Genomic DNA, 20,969 nt, shown 5'->3' on the forward strand with positions numbered 1-20,969 from the left:
GTGACTTCACTGACGGAACTGATTCCGGCACCCTTGAGTGTCCAGCCGTACAGCGAGCAGGTCTTCGTGCTCGACGAGGACACCACGCTCACCGCGGGACCGGGTGTGGGCAGCGCGGAACGCTGGCTGCGCACGACCTTGCAGGCGGCCACCGGACTGCCGCTCCGCCAGGGCGAACCCGGCCCGCCGGGACGAGCCGCGCTGAACTCGATCGAGCTGCGCCACGACCACACGCTCCCCCCCGGGTCGTATCGGATCACCGTCCGCGACCACCGCGCCCTGATCAAGAGCGGCGACGAGGCCGGTGCCTTCCACGGCGCGCAGACGCTGCGTCAGCTGCTCGGCCCCGACGCCTTCCGGCGGGCGCACCTCGGGCGCACAGAGTGGGAGCTGCCCGAGGTCGAGATCCAGGACGCGCCCCGCTTCCGCTGGCGCGGCCTCATGCTCGACGTCGCCCGGCATTTCCTGCCCAAGGACCAGGTTCTGCGCTACCTGGACCTGATGGCCGCGCACAAACTCAACGTCCTCCACTTCCACTTGACCGACGATCAGGGCTGGCGCGTGGAGATCAAGAAGTACCCCCGGCTCACCGAGGCCGGATCCTGGCGGGCACGCACGAAATTCGGCCACCGTGCCTCCGAGCTGTGGGAGGAGAAGCCGCACGGTGGCCACTACACCCAGGACGACATCCGCGAGATCGTCGCCTACGCCGCCGAGCGGCATATCACCGTCGTCCCCGAAATCGACGTACCCGGCCACTCGCAGGCCGCCATCGCCGCGTACCCGGAACTCGGCAACACCGACATCATCGACACGACCTCCCTGACCGTCTGGGACAACTGGGGAATCTCCGCCAACGTACTCGCCCCCACTGACAACACCCTGCGCTTCTACGAGGGGGTCTTCGAGGAACTCCTCGATCTGTTCCCCTCCGAGTTCATCCATGTCGGCGGCGACGAATGCCCGAAGGACCAGTGGCGGCAGTCACCGACGGCACAGGCGCGCATCCGGGAACTCGGACTCGCCGACGAGGACGAACTCCAGGCGTGGTTCATCGCGCACTTCGACGAGTGGCTCTCCGAACGCGGGCGCCGCCTCATCGGCTGGGACGAGATCCTGGAGGGCGGCCTCGCCAAGGGCGCGGCGGTTTCCTCGTGGCGCGGATACGCGGGCGGGATCGCCGCCGCCCGCTCCGGCCACGACGTCGTCATGTGCCCCGAACAGTACGTGTACTTGGACCACCGCCAGGCCGCGGGAGAGGAGGAGCCGGTCCCCATCGGGTACGTCCGCACCCTGGAGGACGTCTACCGGTTCGAGCCCGTTCCGGCCGATCTGACCCCGCAGGAGGCGGCGCACGTCATCGGCACGCAGGCCAATGTGTGGACCGAGGTGATGGAGAACCCCGCGCGGGTGGACTACCAGGCGTTTCCGCGTCTTTCGGCCTTCGCCGAGGTGGCCTGGAGTCGTCTGCCCGCCCCGGACCAGCGGGACTTCGCCGACTTCGAGCGGCGGATGACGGCGCATTACGCCCGCCTGGACGCCCTCGGTGTCTCCTACCGCCCGCCCGCCGGGCCGCACCCCTGGCAACGGCGCCCCGGAGTGCTCGGCCGACCCCTGGACGGAGCGCCCCCGAACAGGTAGTGGAGAAAACCGGCAGGGTCACCGAAGAGAGGCAATTCGCGCGCACCGGCGATGCCGTACGAAAACGGACCATCTCCCCGGTGAAGTGGGCGAATGCCTCCTAGCGGACCCCCGCGTTCGGGTCCCGCGAAGATGTGCCAGAGTTGCCACGTCCGCCCTGTCAGCACGTACCGTACGGCAGCAACAGGTGGGACCAGGTGGGGCAGCGGGAAGGGGCAGCCGGTTTGACCACGCACGCACCGCAGGCGGCGCAGGCCGTCACGCTGCCCACGACGCTGGACGAGGCCGTGGCGGCGCTCACCGCCATGCCCGCCGCCGTTCCGGTGGCCGGCGGCACCGATCTGATGGCCGCCGTCAACTCCGGGCAGCTCAGGCCCGCCGCGCTGGTCGGCCTCGGCCGGATCAGCGAGATCCGCGGCTGGCAGTACCAGGACGGACACGCCCTGCTCGGGGCCGGACTCACGCACGCGCGCATGGGCCGCCCCGACTTCGCCGCCCTGATCCCGGCGCTCGCCGCGTCCGCGCGCGCGGCGGGCCCGCCGCAGATCCGCAACGCCGGCACCCTCGGCGGCAACATCGCCAGCGCCGCCCCCACCGGCGATGCGCTGCCGGTGCTGGCCGCCCTGGAAGCGACGCTGATCATCGCGGGCCCGGGCGGCGCCCGCGGGGAGATCCCGGTGTCGCATCTGCTGGCCGGAGTGGAGATGCTGCGGCCCGGCGAACTCATCGGCTACGTGCGCGTGCCGCTGCTGCACGCCCCCCAGGTCTTCCTCAAGGCGACCGGCCGCACCGGACCCGGGCGCGCCATGGCCTCCGTGGCGCTGGTCCTCGACCCCGCGCGGCGGGGCGTGCGGTGCGCCGTGGGCGCCATAGCGCCGATGCCGCTCAGGCCCCTGGAGGCCGAGCAGTGGGTCGCGCAACTGATCGACTGGGACAACGACCGCGCCATCGTCCCGGAGGCGCTGACCGCCTTCGGCGAGTACGTCGCCGCGGCCTGCATCCCCGACCCCGCGCCGGCCGAGGACGGCTCCGTGGAGCCGCTGCCGCCCGCCGTACTGCACCTGCGGCGCACCGTCGCCGCGCTGGCCCGACGAGCACTGGGGAGGGCGCTGTCGTGACCGACGACCGGCAAGGAGAGGGCGCCCCGCAGGGCGCGAGCCGCTGGGACCCGCTGCCCCAGGGCGACTACGACGACGGCGCCACCGCCTTCGTCAAGCTTCCCGAGGGCGGTATCGACGCCCTGCTGGCCTCCACCGACAGCCCGCTGGCCGCGCCCGGCCACGGCTATGTGCCTCCGCCCATAACGGTCACGCCCGCCACCACCGCGGGCACCGACCCGGCGGCCACCGGCACCTGGTCGATCCCCGCGGGCGGCGTCCAGTGGCCCGAGGCGGGCACCGGCCCCGAGGAGACCGGCAACGACCGGTTCACGTACAACCCCGGCGCCACCGGACAGTGGAACTTCGAGGACGCCCAGGCCGACGGACCGGCGCCCGGACACGACGTCACGGGCCAGTGGTCGATCCCCGTCGCGGACGGCGACCTTCCGGACGAATCGGGCGAGTTCACCACCTCGTCGCTGGTCGAGCAGTGGGGCGGCAACCCGCCCGCCACCCTGCCCGGCGGCGCGGCCGCCCCCTGGGCGACCCAGCCGACGGAGGCGAACGAGCAGACCCAGGCGGGCCAGTCGATCCAGGCGATCGGCGAGCCGTGGGGACGCCCGGCCGACGAGCCGACGCAGCAGGCCGACCCGCAGGGGCACCTGCCCGCCGACGCCGCCCCGGTCGTGGCACCGGACGAGGCTGAGGCTCCAGAAGCCCCTGAAGGCGCCTCAGATGCCTCCCAGGGCGCTCCGGAGGCTCCTGGGGCGGACGGGGCCGACGAGGGCGCCCAGGAGGCCGAGGAGGCCGCCGAGGGCGCTGTGGCCGGGCCCGACGAGGACGCCGCCCAGCCGTCCTCGATGATCGGCGAGGAACACCCCCTCGCCTCCTACGTCTTGCGCGTCAACGGCGTCGACCGGCCGGTCACCGACGCCTGGATCGGCGAGTCGCTGCTGTACGTGCTGCGCGAGCGGCTCGGGCTCGCGGGCGCCAAGGACGGCTGCTCGCAGGGCGAGTGCGGGGCGTGCAACGTCCAGGTCGACGGACGGCTCGTCGCCTCCTGCCTGGTGCCCGCCGTGACCGCCGCCGGCGCCGAGGTCCGTACCGTCGAGGGCCTCGCCGCCGACGGACAGCCCTCCGACGTGCAGCGCGCGCTCGCCCGGTGCGGCGCCGTCCAGTGCGGCTTCTGCGTGCCTGGCATGGCGATGACCGTGCACGACCTGCTGGAGGGCAACCCCGCCCCGACCGAGCTGGAGACCCGCCAGGCGCTCTGCGGCAACCTGTGCCGCTGCTCCGGCTACCGCGGTGTCGTCGAGGCCGTCAAGGAGGTCGTCGCCGAACGCGAGGCGCACAGCGCCGCCGACGCCGACCCGGACGAGGCCCGCATCCCGCACCAGGCGGGCCCCGGAGCAGGCGGCGTCCACCCGTCCGCCCTGGACCCCACCACCCCGCATGACCAGCAGTACGGCCAGGACGGAGGCCAGGCGTGAGCAACGATGCCGCCACCGCGCCCGCTGCCGCGGAGGCAGCCCCCGCGCCCGAGCCGCTTCCGCACGGGCTCGGGGTCTCGCTGCCGGCCGCCGACGCTCGCGCCAAGACCGAGGGGACCTTCCCCTACGCCGCCGACCTGTGGGCCGAGGGCCTGCTGTGGGCGGCCGTGCTGCGCTCCCCGCACGCGCACGCGCGCATCGTGTCGATCGACACCACCCACGCGCGGGACATGCCCGGCGTGCGCGCCGTCGTCACCCACGAGGACGTTCCCGGCACCCCGGTGCACGGTCGCGGCACCGCCGACCGGCCGGTGTTCGCCTCCGAGGTGGTGCGCCACCACGGCGAGCCCATCGCGGCCGTGGCCGCCGACCACCCCGACACCGCGCGGATGGCCGCCGCGGCCGTCATCGTCGAGTACGAGGTGCTCGATCCGGTCACCGACCCCGAGCAGGCCTTCGAGGCCGAGCCGCTGCACCCCGACGGCAATCTGATCCGGCACATCCCGCTGCGCCACGGCGACCCGGACGCGGCCGGCGAGATCGTGGTCGAGGGCCTGTACCGCATCGGCCGCCAGGACCCGGCGCCCATCGGCGCCGAGGCCGGACTCGCCGTGCCCCGCCCGGACGGCGGCGTGGAGCTGTACCTCGCCTCCACCGACCCGCACCGCGACCGCGACGCCGCCGCCGCCTGCTACGGCCTCGCTCCCGACCGCGTGAAGATCGTCGTCACCGGCGTCCCCGGCGCCACCGCCGACCGCGAGGACCAGGGCTTCCAGCTCCCGCTCGGCCTGCTGGCGCTGAAGACCGGCTGCCCGGTGAAGCTGACGGCCACCCGCGAGGAGTCGTTCCTCGGCCACGTCCACCGGCATCCGACCCTCCTGCGCTACCGCCACCACGCGGACGCCGAGGGGAAACTGGTCAAGGTCGAGGCGCAGATCCTGCTGGACGCGGGCGCGTACGCGGACACCTCCGCCGAGGCCCTGGCGGCCGCCGTGTCCTTCGCCTGCGGCCCCTACGTCGTACCGAACGCCTTCATCGAGGGCTGGGCGGTCCGCACCAACAACCCGCCCTCCGGCCATGTCCGCGGCGAGGGCGCCATGCAGGTCGCCGCCGCCTACGAGGCGCAGATGGACAAGCTGGCGAAGAAGCTCGGCGTCGACCCGGCCGAGCTGCGCCTGAGCAATGTGCTCGCCACCGGCGACGTCCTGCCCACCGGCCAGACGGTCACCTGCCCGGCGCCGGTCGCCGAACTCCTCCAGGCGGTACGGGACTTCCCGTTGCCGCCGCTGCCCAAGGACACCCCCGAGGACGAGTGGCTGCTGCCCGGCGGACCCGAGGGCGCGGGCGAACCGGGCGCGGTGCGCCGCGGCGTGGGCTACGGGCTCGGCATGGTGCACATGCTGGGCGCGGAGGGCGCCGACGAGGTGTCCACGGCGACCGTCAAGGTGCAGGACGGGATCGCGACGGTCCTGTGCGCGGCGGTGGAGACCGGCCAGGGCTTCGCGACGCTGGCCCGCCAGATCGTCCAGGAGACCCTCGGCATCGACGAGGTCCATGTCGCCCCGGTCGACACCGACCAGCCCCCGGCGGGTCCGGGCTGCCGCGGCCGGCACACCTGGGTCTCGGGCGGCGCGGTGGAGCGCGCGGCGAAGATGGTCCGTACGCAGCTGCTCCAGCCCCTGGCGCACAAGTTCGGCATGTCCACCGAACTCCTCCAGATCACCGACGGCAAGATCACCTCGTACGACGGCGTCCTGTCGACCACGGTCACCGAGGCGATGGACGGCAAGGAGCTGTGGGCGACCGCGCAGTGCCGCCCGCATCCCACCGAGCCGCTGGACGAGGCCGGCCAGGGCGACGCCTTCGTGGGCCTGGCGTTCTGCGCGATCCGCGCGGTCGTGGACGTCGACATCGAGCTGGGCTCGGTCCGGGTGGTGGAGCTGGCGCTCGCCCAGGACGTGGGCCGGGTGCTGAACCCCGCGCAGCTCGCGGCGCGGATCGAGGCGGGCGTCACGCAGGGCGTCGGCATAGCGCTGACGGAGAACCTGCGCACGGCCCGCGGCTCGATCCGGCACCCCGACCTGACCGGGTACGCCCTGCCGACAGCCCTGGACGCCCCCGACATCAAGATCGTGAAGCTGGTGGAGGAACGGGACGTGGTGGCGCCGTTCGGTGCGAAGGCGGTGAGCGCGGTGCCGGTGGTGGCATCGCCCGCGGCCATCGCCTCGGCCGTACGCGCGGCGACGGGCCGTCCCGTGAACCGGTTGCCGATCCGCCCGCAGGCGGCGGTGGTGACGAGCGGCACGTGAGCCGCTGTGCGGGCGTTGTCAGTGGTGCGGCGTAGTGTTCTGAGGTGTCGGGGCACGAACGGGGGGACACCATGATCGCGACGCTCACCAAACCGGAACAGCTGGCCCGACACGGCCGTCTGATCAGCACGTTCACGCTGGTGGCGGGCCCGGAGCCGGACCGCCGCGAGGCCGGGGGCCTGGCCGTCTCCGTCCCGCCCCGACTGCTCACCGAGGAGTTCGGGCGCGGCAGGGTGGTGCGGTTCGAGGACGTCGACTTCCCGTCGGCCCTCACCCACACCCCGACCCGCCGCTTCCTGAGCGAGACGGGCCTGCCGGAGGAACACGCCCTGTTCCACCTGCACATGGACGAGGTCCTCCCGACCCTGACCGAGGCCCACAGCGCAGAGCCGTCCTACGCCCTCCCCCCGGACGCCGACCGCCTGATCATCCTCGGCCACCTGGAGGACGCCAACACCCTCCTCCTGAACGGCGAAACGGGCACTTTGCTGACCTGGACGCCCACGGATCCGACGCCCCACCCCCTGCCCGCGGACGTCTCCACCCTGGCTTTCACCCTGTGGCTGCTGCACCGGGACACCCTGTGCGCATGACAGAAGCCATCACGATCCGCCCGGCCGAACCGACCGACCTGACTCACCTGGAGGCCGTGGCGGGATTCGAACCCACGTAACTCGCTTTGCAGGCGAGCCCCTGAACCACTCGGGCACACGGCCATGTCCTTCAGTGGTTAGAAGCTAGGCCGCCCTGGGGGAGGGGCTCAAGGGAATCCCGGGGGCTGCAACGGGACTGCCATACCGCGTTCATGAAACAGGGCGCGGGGCCCCGGTCGTACGACCAAGGTCGCAGGCCGAGACCGTCTCCTGACAGGGGCGGTGGGCCGGTGCGGACCTTACGCTGGCTCGCATGACCAGCCCCGATCCCCGCGACACCGCTGTCGCGCACGACGCCGAACCCACCGACAAGGACGCCTCCGCCGAGACCGTGCTGGGCCGGTCGTACCGCGCGCTCAGCATCGGGATCGTCTCCGTCGTGCTGCTGATCGCCTTCGAGGCGACGGCCGTCGGTACGGCCATGCCCGTCGCGGCGCGGGAACTGGACGGGGTGTCGCTGTACGCGTTCGCGTTCTCGGGGTTCTTCACCACCTCCCTGTTCGGGATGGTGCTCGCCGGACAGTGGGCGGACCGGCGCGGCCCGGTCGGGGCGGTGACCGCCGGCATCGCGGCCTTCGCCGCCGGGTTGCTGGTGGCGGGGACGGCCACCGCGATGTGGGTGTTCGTGCTGGGGCGGGCCGTGCAGGGCCTCGGCGGCGGGCTGGTGATCGTCGCGCTGTACGTCGTGATCGGGCGGGCCTACCCCGAGCGGCTGCGCCCCGCCATCGTGGCCGCGTTCGCGGCGAGCTGGGTCGTCCCCTCGATCGTCGGACCGCTCGCCTCCGGCGCGGTCACCGAACACCTCGGCTGGCGCTGGGTGTTCGTCGGCATCCCGGTGCTCGTCGTCCTCCCGCTCGCGCTCGCCCTGCCGCAGATAAAGCGCCGCGCCTCAGGCCCGGTGGCCGGGGCGGCCCCGTCCTTCGACCGCCGCCGCATCCGCCTCGCCCTCGGCATCTCCCTGGGCGCGGGCCTCCTCCAGTACGCCGCCCAGGACCTGCGCCCGCTCTCCGTGCTGCCCGGTGCGGTGGGCGCCGCGCTGCTCGTCCCGGCCGTCCTCGGCCTCCTCCCGCGCGGCACCTACCGAGCCGCCCGCGGACTGCCCTCCGTGGTGCTGTTGCGCGGAGTCGCCTCGGGCTCCTTCATCGCCGCCGAGTCGTTCGTACCGCTGATGCTGGTCACCCAGCGGGGGCTGTCGCCGACGCTCGCCGGGTTCTCCCTCGCGGCCGGTGGCGTGACCTGGGCGGCGGGGTCGTGGGTGCAGTCCCGGCCGCGCCTTGAGCCGTACCGGGAGCGGCTGACCACGTTCGGGATGGTGCTGGTGGCCGCGGCCATCGCGGCGGCGCCCAGCGTGCTGATCGACTCCGTGCCGGTGTGGACGCTGGCCGTGGCCTGGTCGTTCGGCTGCTTCGGCATGGGCCTGGTGATCTCCTCCGCCAGCGTCCTCCTGCTGAAGCTCTCCGCCCCGGAGGAGGCCGGCACCAACTCCGCCTCCCTCCAGATCTCCGACGCGCTGTCGAATGTCGTGCTGCTCTCCGTGGGCGGCGCCGCCTTCGCGGCCCTCGGCGGCGGCGCCCTCAGCCACACCGCCACGGAGACCTCCGGCTCCCATCCGGCGGCCTTCGCGGCGGTGTTCCTGCCGATGGCGGCGGTGGCGCTGGCCGGGGTCTGGGTGACCAGGCGCCTGCACACGCGGTGAGCCGTAAACCGCTCGTCGGCGCGCCCGCGCACCCCCTACCCTCCTCGGCATGACCGAGCCGACCCTCCACCTCCCGCCCGACCTCCAACAGGAGCTCGCCGACCTCGCGGACGCCACGGGGCGCCGCCCGGAGGACATCGCCCTGGACGCCGTACGGCATCGGGTGCAGAAGGAGGCCTCGCCGGTCCGCGTCACCGCCGAGCTGCTGGCCGATGCGCATGCCGACCTGCTGCGGAGGCTGGGCCAGTGACCCGGCACCTCACCGTCGCCGATGCCGAGCGCATCGCCCGGGTCGCCTTCGGCGGGCGCGCCCCGGAGATGCGGGACGCCGGGCTGTTCGCCTCCGCCGTACGACGGCCACGCGCCCGCATGTTCGGCACGGAGGCCTACGCCGACCTGTACGAGCAGGCCGCCGCCCTGCTGCACGCCCTCGCCACCAACCACCCCTTGGTCGACGGGAACAAGCGCACCGCCTGGCTCGCCGCGGCCACGTTCCTCGGCGTCAACGGGGTCGACCTCGCCGAGTGCGACCAGGACACGGCGTACGACCTGGTCATCGATGTGGCGTCCGGTGCCGAGGGGGACGTCGGACGGATCGCGGGGCGGCTGCGGGAGTTGTGACGTCGGTCCCACCCGCGGGTGACCCGGGCCTGTCCGCGCGTTGACGGGGGGCGTCCGCCGGTAGGGTGACCCGGTCGTCATACGCAGTCGAGAACCGGAGACCGTGACTACTGCCCGCCCGTCGCCCACCACCACCCTCAACGGAGGGCCCTCCGGGCCCGCTCCTATGTCTGCCTCCACCTCCCACCACCTTTCCCCCGCCTTCCCCGGTCGTGCCCCCTGGGGTACCGCCAGCAAGCTGCGTGCCTGGCAGCAGGGGGCGATGGAGAAGTACATCCAGGAACAGCCGCGTGACTTCCTCGCGGTCGCGACCCCGGGCGCCGGCAAGACGACCTTCGCGCTCACCCTCGCCTCCTGGCTGCTGCACCACCACGTCGTCCAGCAGGTGACCGTGGTCGCGCCCACCGAGCACCTGAAGAAGCAGTGGGCGGAGGCGGCCGCGCGGATAGGGATCAAGCTGGACCCGGAGTACAGCGCGGGACCGCTCGGCAAGGACTACCAGGGCGTCGCCGTCACCTACGCGGGTGTCGGCGTACGGCCCATGCTGCACCGCAACCGCGTCGAGCAGCGCAAGACCCTCGTCATCCTCGACGAGATCCACCACGCCGGTGACTCCAAGTCCTGGGGCGAGGCCTGCCTGGAGGCCTTCGAGCCCGCCACGCGTCGGCTCGCGCTCACCGGTACGCCCTTCCGGTCCGACACCAACCCCATCCCCTTCGTCACGTACGAGGAGGACAACGCCGGTATCCGACGGTCGGCCGCGGACTACACCTACGGCTACGGCAACGCGCTCGCCGACCATGTCGTGCGGCCGGTCATCTTCCTCTCCTACAGCGGCAACATGCGCTGGCGCACCAAGGCGGGGGACGAGATCGCGGCGCGGCTCGGCGAGCCGATGACCAAGGACGCGGTCAGCCAGGCCTGGCGTACCGCGCTCGATCCGCGCGGCGAGTGGATGCCGAGCGTGCTGCGCGCCGCCGACCAGCGGCTGACCGAGGTCAGGAAGGCCATCCCCGACGCGGGCGCCCTCGTCATCGCCTCCGACCAGGACTCCGCCCGCGCCTACGCCAAGCTGATCCGGGAGATCACCGGCAGCAGGGCGACGCTCGTCCTGTCCGACGACACCGGCGCCTCCAAGCGGATCGACGACTTCAGCGAGAGCAACGACCGGTGGATGGTCGCCGTGCGGATGGTGTCGGAGGGTGTCGACGTCCCCCGGCTCGCCGTCGGGGTCTACGCCACCACCATCTCCACACCCCTCTTCTTCGCCCAGGCCGTCGGCCGTTTCGTGCGGTCCCGGCGCCGTGGCGAGACCGCCTCCGTCTTCCTCCCCACCATCCCCGACCTGCTCACCTTCGCCAACGAGATGGAGGTCGAGCGCGACCACGCCCTCGACAAGCCGAAGAAGGAGAGTGAGGAGGACCCCTACGCCGAGTCCGAGAAGGAGATGGAGGAGGCGAACAAGGAGCAGGACGAGGACACCGGTGAGCAGGACATGCTGCCCTTCGAGGCGCTGGAGTCCGACGCCGTCTTCGACCGGGTCCTCTACGACGGCGCCGAGTTCGGCATGCAGGCCCACCCGGGGAGTGAGGAGGAGCAGGACTACCTCGGCATCCCGGGGCTCCTCGAACCCGACCAGGTGCAGCTGCTGCTCCAGAAGCGGCAGGCCCGGCAGATCGCGCACAGCCGGAAGAAGCCGGACTCCGAGGCCGACCTGCTGGAGCTGCCCGCCGAGCGGCGGCCGGTCGTCTCGCACAAGGAGATGATGGAGCTGCGCAAGCAGCTCAACACGATGGTCAGCGCGTACGTTCACCAGAGCGGCAAGCCGCACGGCGTGATCCACACCGAGCTGCGCCGGGTCTGCGGCGGCCCGCCGAGCGCCGAGGCCACGGCCGGTCAACTCCGCCAGCGCATCGCCAAGGTGCAGGAGTGGGCCACGCGCATGCGCTGACGCGTGCGCTGTGCGTATCCGGACAAACACAGGCGTGCCGTACCGGCTGGTGACCGGATTCTGGACGGAGCCTTCCGCTCAGCGAACCGGCTTCGCTAATGTCCCGCTACGCACACGCCCCGTGGCAGCGCCGCCGCGGAGCGCAGCCGTGAAGCGACGCGGTCCGGACAGGCCGGGCCGCCGACCGATCGGCGGCCTCTGAAGCGCGTCGCCGACGGGACTCGGTGACGCAACCGTCGCGAGGGGGCTGCCGACCTCACCACTAAGGAGTGGGCGTCGTGACCGCGGAGACCTCTCAGACGCTCGACCGGGGACTGCGTGTCCTCAAGCTGCTGGCCGACACGGACCACGGGCTGACCGTCACCGAGCTTTCCAACAAACTGGGCGTGAACCGGACCGTGGTGTACCGCTTGCTGGCCACGCTGGAGCAGCACGCGCTCGTACGGCGTGATCTGGGCGGCCGGGCCCGGGTCGGGCTCGGAGTGCTGCGCCTCGGCCGCCAGGTGCATCCGCTGGTGCGCGAGGCCGCGCTGCCCGCGCTGCGATCGCTGGCCGAGGACATCGGGGCGACGGCACATCTGACGCTGGTGGACGGCGCGGAGGCGCTGGCCGTGGCGGTGGTGGAGCCGACGTGGACGGACTATCACGTGGCCTACCGGGCCGGTTTCCGGCACCCGCTGGAGCGCGGCGCCGCGGGCAAGGCCATCCTCGCCGCCCGCCGCCAGCCCCTGGAGGAGCCCGGCTACACCCTGACCCATGGCGAACTGGAGGCCGGCGCCAGCGGAGCCGCGGCACCCCTGCTGGGAGTGACCGGGGTCGAGGGCAGCGTCGGAGTGGTGATGCTGGCGGACGCCGTACCGGAACGGGTGGGGCCGCGGGTGATGGACGCGGCGCGGGAAGTGGCGGAGGCGCTGCGCTGACCGCCCGGGGCGGAGCGGGATCACCGTCACGTTAGATTGACCCCGTGCTCTCACGTCTCTCGCGTCCCCAGGCCCTCGTCGTCTGCGCCGTGCCGGTCGTGGCGCTGATCGCCACGGCCGCGCTCGCGCCGCTGCCGTTCGCGCTCACGCAGCCCGGGATGACGGCGAACGTGCTGGGGGAGAACAAGGGCGAGCCGGTGATCACGATCTCCGGGGCGGCGACCCGGGACACCAGCGGGCAGCTGCGGATGACGACGATCGAGGCGACCGGCCCCGACACGAGCGTCTCGCTCGGCGACCTGCTCGACTCCTGGTTCCGCACCGACCGCGCCGTCATGCCCCGGGACGCGGTCTACCCCAGCGACAAGAGCACCAAGGAGATCGAGAAGTACAACACCGAGCAGATGCGCGAGTCCCAGGACGCCGCCTCCGAGGCCGCCCTGAACTACCTCGACCTCGACCCGGCCAAGGTCAAGGTCGACCTGGAGCTCGCCGACGTCGGCGGCCCCAGCGCCGGTCTGCTCTTCTCCCTCGGCATCGTCGACAAGCTGGACGGCGACGGCTCCGGCGGCGATCTCACCGGCGGCCGCACCGTCGCCGGTACGGGCACCATCGACGCCGACGGCAAGGTCGGCGCGGTCGGCGGCGTCGCCCTGAAGACCCAGGCCGCCCGCCGCGACGGCGCGACGGTGTTCCTGGTCCCCAAGGCGGAGTGCTCCGACGCCAAGGCCGAACTCCCCGAGGGCCTGCGCCTGATCCCGGTCACCACCCTCAAGGGCGCCGTCGACTCCCTGATCGCCCTGGAGAAGGGCAACGGGAAGGTCCCGAGCTGCTAGTGCGCCAGTACCGGCCTGGGGGTCGCCAGACGCAGGCCCACTTCTACGAGGGCCCAGCCGAGCCGGGCACGGACGTCGTACGGCTGCCGCGCCTCGGCGGCGAGTCGATGTGCCTCCGCCTGGGCGCGCAGCTCGGCGGCGCGGGCGTGGTGCAGGGCGAGGTGCGTCTCGGGATGCATCAGCGGTGACCTCTCACGCGGTACGGACAGGGAAAAGGTGGGTGTGGACGCGTACCTGCTCGGCGTCGGGGGCGTCCTCGGCCGGGGCCAGGGCGCGGTAGCTGTCGACGAGTTCGTGCATTTTGCTGATCAGCTCGACAGCGAGTTCGGGGGTCAGTCGTAGCGTCATGTCGCTCAGGTCGGTGGAGCGGTGCCAGGCGTCGGGCCAGTCGTGGGCGGTTCCGAGGTAGGTCGCGACTTCCTGGGTGTGGATGTTCGCCACTTCGTGGATGAACAGGTCGGCCGCCCCGCGCACGGCCGGGTCGGGGTGGTGGTGCAGGGAGTCGTCGAACTGCACGCTCCCGTGCGCCGACCGCCACCAGCGCTCCCGCCCCTTGCCGTGCTCGGGAGCGTCCTCGATGAAGCCGTACTCGGCGAGCTGCCGCAGGTGGTAGCTGGTCGCGCCGCTGGATTCGCCCAGCGCGGCGGCCAGTTGGGAGGCGGTCGCCGGTCCTCCGCGTCGTAGGGCGTTGAGGAGGGCCATGCGCAAGGGGTGCGCCAGGCCGCGCAGCGAACGGGCGTCCAGCACACGGGGATTCAGTTCATCTGCGGGATCGGGCATGCGTACAAAGGTAACGTTGCAAAGAGAGCTTTGCAACGCCTTCTTTGTAACTCACCCTTCCTTGACGAACCCCTCCTCCTTCATCCAGTCCAGCGCCACCTCGTGCGGGTCCTCGCCGTCCACGTCGACCTTCGCGTTCAGCTCCTGCGCCACCGTGTTGTTCAGGCGTGCGGTCACCGGGGCCAGTAGCTCTGCGATCGCCGGATACTCCTTCAGCGTCCCGGAGTTGATCTCCGGCGCCGCGTTGTAATTGGGGAAGAACTTCCGGTCGTCCTCCATGACCACCAGGTTCATGGACTTGATGCGGCCGTCCGTGGTGAAGACCTCCCCGTAGGTGCAACTCCCCTTCGCCGCCTGGGTGTAGATGATCCCGGTGTCCATCTGCGTGATGTTCCCGGCCGGGATGCTCATCCCGTACGCCTTCTCCATGCCAGGCAGGCCGTCGGCCCGGTTGGCGAATTCGCTCTCCACGCACAGCGTCACCGCGCCGGGGTCGGTCGCGGCCAGCTCCGCCACGTCGGAGAGGGTCTTCGTGCCGTACTTCTCGAAGTTGTCCTGGTTCATCGCCAGCGCGTACGTATTGTTCAGGGCGGACGGCTCCAGCCAGGTCAGCCCGTTCCTCAGATCGGCCTTCCGCACCGCCTCCCACTGCGCGTGCGGGTTGTCGATGGGCTCGCTGTTGCCCAGGTACGTGATCCAGGCGGTGCCCGTGTACTCGTACATCCCGTCCGCGTCCCCCGACTTGACCGCCTCCCGCGCCCCGATCGACCCCTGAATACCGGTCCGGTCGAGCACCTCCGCGCCCGCCGCCTCCCAGGCGATGCCCATGATCGCGCCGAGGATCAGCTGCTCGGTGAACTCCTTCGAGGTCACCGTCAGCTCGGCGCCCTTCAGCGGCTCGCCCTTGCCGATCGAACCGGGGACGACGTCGTCGACCATCGGCGAACCGCTCGTCAGCCCGCACCCCGACAGCAAAGCCCCGGTCAGCAGCAGACACCCACCCCGTCTCACGTCCCCACCTCCAACCCCCGCGGCCGCAGCAGCAGTTCGGCGAGCGAGGCCAGCCAGTCCACCAGCAGGGCCAGCGACACCGTGAGGATCGAGCCGAGCACCAGGACCGGCATGCGCTGGGTGGTGATCCCCGTGGTGATCAGCACCCCGAGGCCGCCGCCCCCGCCGAACGTGGCCAGCGTCGCCGTACCGACGTTCAGGACGAGGGCCGTGCGGACGCCGGCCAGGATCAGGGGGACCGCCAAGGGCATCTCGACGCGGGACAGCACCCCCAGCGGGGACATGCCGATGCCGCGTGCCGCCTCCAGCAACGTCGGATCGTTCGCCTTCAGGCCCGCGATCGTGTTCGCCAGCACCGGCAGGACGGCATAGACGGTGATGCCGATCAGGGCCGCCTTCGTGCCGGTGCCGAGCCAGATCACCAACAGGGCGAGCAGGCCGATCGCCGGAGTCGCCTGGCCCATGTTGGCCACGGCCATCGCCACCGGGGTCGCCTTGCGGAAGGCCTTGCGGGTCAGCAGGACGCCCAGCGGGATGGCGATGATCAGCACGAAGAAGGTGGAGATCACCGTCAGCTCCACGTGCTGCCACAGGGCTTTCGACACCTGCCCGTCGGAGAGCGCGTTCTCGGAGATCGGGTCCAGGTCGGCCTGCGCGAACCACAGCCAGGTCGCCAGCAGCAGCGCCACCAGCAGGGCCGGCAGGACGGTCAGCTGCTGCCAGGTCACCCGGCGCGCGGTGACCGCCGGTGGCGGCGGCGCCTCCTGCTCGGCCTCGCCCTCGTCGCGGAAGGCGAGCCCCTTGACCTCGTGCTCGCCCTCCGGGCGCTCTTGCTCGGGAGAGGTGGTCACGCCTTCGTCTCCCCTCCGTCGCCCTCCTGCTCGGCGTGCGTCTGGGAGGAACGCGCCGACTCCAGCTCGTGCTGGTGCTCCATCGCCTCCAGGCGGTCCGCCTCCAGCAGTTCGTGCACGGAGTTCATGAGGGTCTCCATGTCGACGACGCCGTCGTACTCGCCGCGCCGTCCGGTGACCGCGACCCGGCCCGCGTTGTCGGTGAGGACCGCCTCCAGGGCGTCGCGGAGGGTGGCGTCCCGGGTCACCGTGTCGTGCACCAGGGTGCCCGCGCGGGCGAGCGAGCCCTTGGCCCGCATCAGATCGCCGCGGCGCAGCCACTTGTAGGGGCGGCGGCGCTTGTCGAGCAGGAGGATCTCGTTGGTGCCGCTGGACCGGAGCCTGTTGAAGATCTCCTGGAGCGGATCGTCGACGGTGACCGTCGGATAGTCGGTGATCTCCACATCCCGTACCCGGGTCAGATTCAGCCGCTTCAGTGCCGCCCCGGCGCCGACGAACCCCGAGACGAAGTCGTCGGCGGGGTTGGTGAGGATCGCCTCCGGGGTGTCGAACTGAGCGATGTGCGAGCGTTCGCGCAGCACGGCGATCCGGTCGCCCAGCTTGATCGCCTCGTCGAAGTCATGGGTGACGAAGACGATCGTCTTGTGCAGCTCGTGCTGAAGCCTGATCAACTCGTCCTGGAGATGGTCCCGGGTGATCGGGTCGACCGCGCCGAACGGCTCGTCCATCAGCAGCACCGGGGGATCGGCGGCCAGCGCCCGCGCCACGCCGACACGCTGCTGCTGGCCGCCGGAGAGCTGCCGGGGATAGCGGCCGTGGAACTCGCCGGGGTCGAGACCGACCAGGTCCAGCAGCTCCTCCACCCGGTTCTTGATCCGCCCCTTCGGCCAGCCGATCATGCGCGGCACCAGACCGATGTTCTGCGCGACCGTCATGTGCGGGAAGAGACCGGCCGACTGGATCGCGTAGCCGACCTTGCGGCGCAGCTTCACCGGGTCGATGTCGGTGACGTCCTCGCCGTTGATGCGGATCCGGCCGCCGGTCGGTTCGATCAGCCGGTTGATCATCTTGAGCGTCGTGGACTTCCCGCACCCGGACGGCCCGACGAAGATGACGGTCTCGCCCGCCTGGATCTCCATGTTCACGTTGTCGACGGCCGGAGCGGGACTGCCCGGATACCGCTTGGAGAGGTTCTCCAGCTCAATAGAGGCGCCGGAGGCGCTGGCCTCAGGCACGGATCCCCCTCGGAATGGTCAGTCGTCCGAGCAGGACGTACGCGGCGTCGAAGAGCAGGGCGAGGACGATGATCCCGAGCGTGCCCGCGAGGACCTGGTTGAGCGCGTTCTTGCTGCCCAGCGAGGCGATCCCGCGGAAGATCTCGTTGCCGAGGCCGGGCCCGGAGGCGTAGGCGGCGATGGCCGCGATGCCCATCAGCATCTGCGTGGAAACCCGGATGCCGGTCAGGATCGGCGGCCAGGCCAGCGGCAGTTCGATCCGCGCCAGCCGGGTCAGCCGGGACATCCCGATGCCCTTGGCCGCGTCCACCAGGGTCGGATCGACCCCGCGCAGCCCGACGATCGCGTTGCGCACGATCGGCAGCAGTCCGTACAGGGTCAGCGCGATCACCGTGGGCGGTACGCCCAGGCCCACGATCGGGATGAGCAGACCGATCATGGCGAGCGAGGGAATGGTCAGGATGGTCGAGGTGGTCGTCGTCGCGATGTTCCCGCCCAGCTCGCTGCGGTAGGTGAGCACTCCGATCAGCACGCCCAGCACGGTCGCGACGACCATGCACTGGAAGACGGCGCTCGCGTGCTGATAGGCGTCGGTGAGCAACTGCTGGTGACGCGTGCTCAAGTACTCCCAGAAGGTCACATCGCTCACCCCTCCGGTCGGCTAGCTCCGCTGATCCTCCGCCGCCTGCTCCACCAGCGGGATGATCCGCAGCGGAACGGGGTTCTCCATCACGATCGCGGTGGCGGCCCGGACGATCCCATCAAAACCGACAACCCGGTCGATGACCCGTTGCAGATCGGCGTTCGAGCGCGCCACGAGCCGGCACAGCATGTCCCCGCTGCCGGTGGTCGTGTGCAGCTCCAGCACCTCTGGAACCGTCGCCAAGTGGGCCCGTACGTCGCGCCCTTGGCCCTGCCGGATCTGGAGCGTGGCGAAGGCGGTGACCGGATAGCCGAGCGCCGCCGGGTCCACCTGCGGACCGAAGCCCCGGATGACTCCGTTCGACTGAAGCCGGTCCAGGCGCGCCTGCACGGTCCCGCGGGCCACTCCCAGCCGCCGGGACATCTCCAGCACCCCGATCCGCGGCTCCCGCGCGAGCAGCACGATGATGCGCCCGTCCAGATGATCGATCGCCATGGGCCCTCCCGGCACTGGTCATCCTGTACAGAAAGCCCGCGGAGACGGGCGTAACACTGCGCACATTGCCCAGCGAACACGCAAACTATTGCGCACCTTGCGAGGCGGGGCCAGGCTGCCGCTATGACGCAGACCACTCACCACACTCCCGACACCGCCCGGCAGGCCGACCCCTTCCCGGTCAAGGGAATGGACGCGGTCGTCTTCGCCGTGGGCAACGCCAAGCAGGCGGCGCACTACTACTCCACCGCCTTCGGCATGAAGCTGGTCGCCTACTCCGGACCGGAGAACGGCGCCCGCGAGACCGCCTCGTACGTCCTGGAGAACGGCTCCGCCCGCTTCGTCCTCACCTCGGTGATCAAGCCCGCCACCGACTGGGGCCACTTCCTGGACCGGCACGTGGCCGAGCACGGTGACGGCGTCATCGACCTCGCCATCGAGGTCCCGGACGCGCGCGCCGCGTACGCCTACGCCATCGGGCACGGCGCCCGCTCCGTCACCGAGCCCTACGAGCTGAAGGACGAGCACGGCACCGTCGTCCTGGCCGCCATCGCCACCTACGGCGAGACCCGCCACACCCTCGTCGAGCGCACCGGCTACGACGGCCCCTATCTGCCGGGCTACGTCGCCGCGAACCCGATCGTCGAGCCGCCCGCCCAGCGCACCTTCCAGGCGATCGACCACTGCGTCGGCAATGTCGAGCTCGGCAGGATGAACGAGTGGGTGGGCTTCTACAACAAGGTCATGGGCTTCACGAACATGAAGGAGTTCGTGGGCGACGACATCGCCACCGAGTACAGCGCGCTGATGTCGAAGGTGGTGGCCGACGGCACGCTCAAGGTCAAGTTCCCGATCAACGAGCCCGCCATCGCCAAGAAGAAGTCCCAGATCGACGAGTACCTGGAGTTCTACGGCGGCGCCGGCGTCCAGCACATCGCGCTGAACACCAACGACATCGTCGCCACGGTCCGCACCATGCGCGCGGCCGGCGTCCAGTTCCTCGACACCCCGGACTCCTACTACGACACCCTCGGCGAGTGGGTCGGCGACACCCGGGTGCCGGTGGAGACCCTGCGCGAGCTGAAGATCCTCGCCGACCGCGACGAGGACGGCTATCTGCTCCAGATCTTCACCAAGCCGGTCCAGGACAAGCCGACGGTCTTCTTCGAGATCATCGAGCGCCACGGCTCGATGGGCTTCGGCAAGGGCAACTTCAAGGCCCTCTTCGAGGCGATCGAGCGCGAGCAGGCCAAGCGCGGCAACCTCTAGGGCCCGTCTAGGGCCCGTCAGGCTCCTCAGGCGCCTCCAGTGAGGGCTCGCCCAGCTCGTCCAGAGCCTGGCGTGCCCTCGGCGCGTGCAGCTTCGAGAAGTACGGATTGATCCGCAGCGCCTCTTCGAGATGCCGCCGAGCGGGACCGGCCAGCTCCAGGCCCCGCTCGATCATCCCGCGGTGGTAGACGTACAGCGCGCTGCGCACCCCGCCGCCCTTGGTCCCGTCCGTCGCGATCTTCGCGAACCGCAGCGCCTCCTCGCCCTCCCCGGCCCGGTGCAGCGCCCACCCCAGCGCGTCGGCCACCGCGATCCCCGGCTGCCGCTCCCACTCGGCCCGCAGCCGTCGTACGGCAGACTCCGGATTCCCGTGGTCCGCCTCCAACAGGCCCAGCACCAGCTCCTCGTCGGCCCCGCCCGCGGCGGCGCCGCGCACCCGCTCGCGCAGCAGGTCGTACTGCACCCGCGCCGCCTGCCCGAGCCCCAGGGAGTCGTACAACTCGCCAAGTTCCAGGGCGTACTGGGGGAGCGGCTGCTTGGCGAGCGCCACCCGGTAGGCGTTCAGCGCCTCCGTCGTACGGCCCAGCGCCGCCAGCGCCCGGCCCTGTCCGGCGAGCGCGGCCCGCTGGTCGGGGTCGAGGCGGACGGCCTCCTGGAAGTGCCGCAGCGCCCCGTCCCGGTCGCCGCGCTCCCAGGCCAGCTGCCCGCCCCGTTCCAGATAGGCGGCCCGCTCGGCCGGTGCCTCCGCCAAGGCCGCCGCGTCGGAGAGGGCGGCCGCCGCGTCCTCGCGCCAACCGTGGTCCCGGTACACGGCACCGGCCCGCGCCAGCACCGCCGGACCCGAGCCCAGCTCCAGCATCCGGTCCAGGGACTTCTTGGCCGCCTTGTAGTCGCCGAGCCCCGTGTACGTGTCGATCAGCAGGGGGTACGTCGTCCAGCGCCTTGGCGCCAGTTTCCGCGCGGCCTCGCCCCACCGCCGCGCGGCGGGGAAGTCACGGCGCGCGTTCGCCAGCGCGGCAAGACCGCCGAGGGCCTCCACATTGCCCTTCGCCCGCACCTTCAGCGAGGTGCGCAGCACCCGCTCCGCCTTCGGGTAGTACGCCGGATCCGCCGTCCGCCGCCCCTGCTCCACATAGGCCGCCCCGAGCACCGCCCAGGACTCCGCGTCCCTCGGATGGCCCCGCAGATGGCTCTCCCGCTCGTCGATCAGCACCGCCAGGTCGGGCAGCGCGGCCGGGACACCCGTGGTCACCGCTGCCAGCGCCTGCGCGCCCGGCGTCGGCGCGGGCGGCTCGCCCCCGGTCCGCCCCCACGGCAGCAGCACCAGCACCCCGCCGAGCACGGCACACCCCACGACCGAACCGACCAGCACCCGTCGGCGGTACCACGGGCGCCGCTCCTCCTGTTCGTTCTCCATGGCGCTCACTGTGCGTCAGTACGACGACCACATTCCCGTACCGAAAGCCCC

Annotated in this window: 20 protein-coding genes and 1 tRNA gene; 12 read left to right on the forward strand and 9 right to left on the reverse strand. The window is 71.7% G+C overall.

Annotated elements, in window-relative coordinates; genetic code table 11:
- The 5 genes from BN159_RS26410 (at position 1) to BN159_RS26430 (ending at position 7,133) form a co-directional block, all read left to right on the forward strand.
- Complete coding sequence (locus tag BN159_RS26410) at positions 1-1,641, forward strand: beta-N-acetylhexosaminidase (RefSeq protein ID WP_015660061.1); 1,641 nt, start codon at positions 1-3, stop codon at positions 1,639-1,641.
- 224 nt (positions 1,642-1,865) lie between these two features.
- Positions 1,866-2,759: an FAD binding domain-containing protein gene (locus BN159_RS26415; protein ID WP_041819889.1), complete on the forward strand. Its 894-nt coding sequence runs from the start codon at positions 1,866-1,868 to the stop codon at positions 2,757-2,759.
- Positions 2,756-4,231, forward strand: coding sequence for a 2Fe-2S iron-sulfur cluster-binding protein (locus tag BN159_RS26420; RefSeq protein ID WP_015660063.1), 1,476 nt, complete (start codon positions 2,756-2,758; stop codon positions 4,229-4,231). The genes BN159_RS26415 and BN159_RS26420 overlap by 4 nt, the downstream gene beginning before the upstream one ends.
- Entirely contained in the window at positions 4,228-6,540 is a 2,313-nt protein-coding gene (locus BN159_RS26425) for a xanthine dehydrogenase family protein molybdopterin-binding subunit (protein ID WP_015660064.1), read from the forward strand. The genes BN159_RS26420 and BN159_RS26425 overlap by 4 nt, the downstream gene beginning before the upstream one ends.
- Before the next feature lie 71 nt (positions 6,541-6,611).
- A complete protein-coding gene (locus BN159_RS26430) occupies positions 6,612-7,133 on the forward strand; it encodes an SUKH-4 family immunity protein (protein ID WP_015660065.1) in 522 nt (173 codons plus the stop codon).
- Positions 7,134-7,181: 48 nt separating this feature from the next.
- On the opposite strand, the gene BN159_RS26435 is transcribed toward BN159_RS26430, so the two are convergent.
- Positions 7,182-7,256 (reverse strand) — tRNA-Cys (locus tag BN159_RS26435).
- Between the two features lie 190 nt (positions 7,257-7,446).
- Here BN159_RS26435 and BN159_RS26440 point away from each other — a divergent pair.
- The 6 genes from BN159_RS26440 to BN159_RS26465 all read left to right on the forward strand — a co-directional run bounded on the left by BN159_RS26440 (position 7,447) and on the right by BN159_RS26465 (position 13,217).
- Positions 7,447-8,889, forward strand: coding sequence for an MFS transporter (locus BN159_RS26440; RefSeq protein ID WP_015660066.1), 1,443 nt, complete (start codon positions 7,447-7,449; stop codon positions 8,887-8,889).
- A 49-nt stretch (positions 8,890-8,938) separates the two neighbouring features.
- The gene (locus BN159_RS26445) at positions 8,939-9,139 is read left to right on the forward strand and encodes a hypothetical protein (protein ID WP_015660067.1); all 201 of its coding nucleotides are present in this window, start codon (positions 8,939-8,941) and stop codon (positions 9,137-9,139) included.
- Positions 9,136-9,510, forward strand: coding sequence for a type II toxin-antitoxin system death-on-curing family toxin (locus tag BN159_RS26450; RefSeq protein WP_015660068.1), 375 nt, complete (start codon positions 9,136-9,138; stop codon positions 9,508-9,510). The genes BN159_RS26445 and BN159_RS26450 overlap by 4 nt, the downstream gene beginning before the upstream one ends.
- Before the next feature lie 166 nt (positions 9,511-9,676).
- On the forward strand, positions 9,677-11,461 hold the full coding sequence (locus BN159_RS26455; RefSeq protein WP_041819891.1) for a DEAD/DEAH box helicase: 1,785 nt from the start codon (positions 9,677-9,679) through the stop codon (positions 11,459-11,461).
- A 278-nt stretch (positions 11,462-11,739) separates the two neighbouring features.
- The gene (locus BN159_RS26460; protein WP_015660070.1) at positions 11,740-12,381 is read left to right on the forward strand and encodes an IclR family transcriptional regulator; all 642 of its coding nucleotides are present in this window, start codon (positions 11,740-11,742) and stop codon (positions 12,379-12,381) included.
- A 44-nt stretch (positions 12,382-12,425) separates the two neighbouring features.
- Positions 12,426-13,217, forward strand: a complete 792-nt coding sequence (locus BN159_RS26465) for a YlbL family protein (RefSeq protein ID WP_015660071.1) — start codon at positions 12,426-12,428, stop codon at positions 13,215-13,217.
- Here BN159_RS26465 and BN159_RS44245 read toward each other — a convergent pair.
- The 7 genes from BN159_RS44245 to BN159_RS26500 all read right to left on the reverse strand — a co-directional run bounded on the left by BN159_RS44245 (position 13,214) and on the right by BN159_RS26500 (position 18,232).
- The gene (locus BN159_RS44245; protein ID WP_015660072.1) at positions 13,214-13,396 is read right to left on the reverse strand and encodes a hypothetical protein; all 183 of its coding nucleotides are present in this window, start codon (positions 13,394-13,396) and stop codon (positions 13,214-13,216) included. The two genes, BN159_RS26465 and BN159_RS44245, sit on opposite strands and share 4 nt — an antisense overlap.
- A gap of 13 nt (positions 13,397-13,409) precedes the next feature.
- Complete coding sequence (locus tag BN159_RS26475; RefSeq protein WP_015660073.1) at positions 13,410-13,997, reverse strand: ArsR/SmtB family transcription factor; 588 nt, start codon at positions 13,995-13,997, stop codon at positions 13,410-13,412.
- A 51-nt stretch (positions 13,998-14,048) separates the two neighbouring features.
- Complete coding sequence (locus tag BN159_RS26480; protein ID WP_086016456.1) at positions 14,049-14,936, reverse strand: glycine betaine ABC transporter substrate-binding protein; 888 nt, start codon at positions 14,934-14,936, stop codon at positions 14,049-14,051.
- 68 nt (positions 14,937-15,004) lie between these two features.
- On the reverse strand, positions 15,005-15,859 hold the full coding sequence (locus tag BN159_RS26485) for an ABC transporter permease (protein WP_015660075.1): 855 nt from the start codon (positions 15,857-15,859) through the stop codon (positions 15,005-15,007).
- Positions 15,856-17,094 carry a betaine/proline/choline family ABC transporter ATP-binding protein gene (locus tag BN159_RS26490; RefSeq protein ID WP_015660076.1) on the reverse strand — a complete coding sequence of 413 codons (1,239 nt, stop codon included), beginning with the start codon at positions 17,092-17,094 and terminating at the stop codon, positions 15,856-15,858. Before BN159_RS26490 ends, BN159_RS26485 begins: the two co-directional genes overlap by 4 nt.
- On the reverse strand, positions 17,087-17,734 hold the full coding sequence (locus BN159_RS26495) for an ABC transporter permease (RefSeq protein ID WP_015660077.1): 648 nt from the start codon (positions 17,732-17,734) through the stop codon (positions 17,087-17,089). The genes BN159_RS26490 and BN159_RS26495 overlap by 8 nt, the downstream gene beginning before the upstream one ends.
- 21 nt (positions 17,735-17,755) lie before the next feature.
- Positions 17,756-18,232, reverse strand: a complete 477-nt coding sequence (locus tag BN159_RS26500) for an Lrp/AsnC family transcriptional regulator (protein WP_015660078.1) — start codon at positions 18,230-18,232, stop codon at positions 17,756-17,758.
- Between the two features lie 123 nt (positions 18,233-18,355).
- Between BN159_RS26500 and hppD the strand changes: the two genes are divergently transcribed.
- Positions 18,356-19,501 carry a 4-hydroxyphenylpyruvate dioxygenase gene (gene hppD / locus BN159_RS26505; RefSeq protein WP_015660079.1) on the forward strand — a complete coding sequence of 382 codons (1,146 nt, stop codon included), beginning with the start codon at positions 18,356-18,358 and terminating at the stop codon, positions 19,499-19,501.
- 7 nt (positions 19,502-19,508) lie between these two features.
- Here the strand turns inward: hppD and BN159_RS26510 are convergent, their stop codons facing one another.
- Positions 19,509-20,918, reverse strand: coding sequence for a tetratricopeptide repeat protein (locus BN159_RS26510; RefSeq protein WP_015660080.1), 1,410 nt, complete (start codon positions 20,916-20,918; stop codon positions 19,509-19,511).
- Between the last annotated feature and the right edge of the window lie 51 nt (positions 20,919-20,969).

Origin of the sequence: Streptomyces davaonensis JCM 4913 (assembly GCF_000349325.1) — a bacterium.
Classification (GTDB): Bacteria; Actinomycetota; Actinomycetes; order Streptomycetales; family Streptomycetaceae; genus Streptomyces; species Streptomyces davaonensis.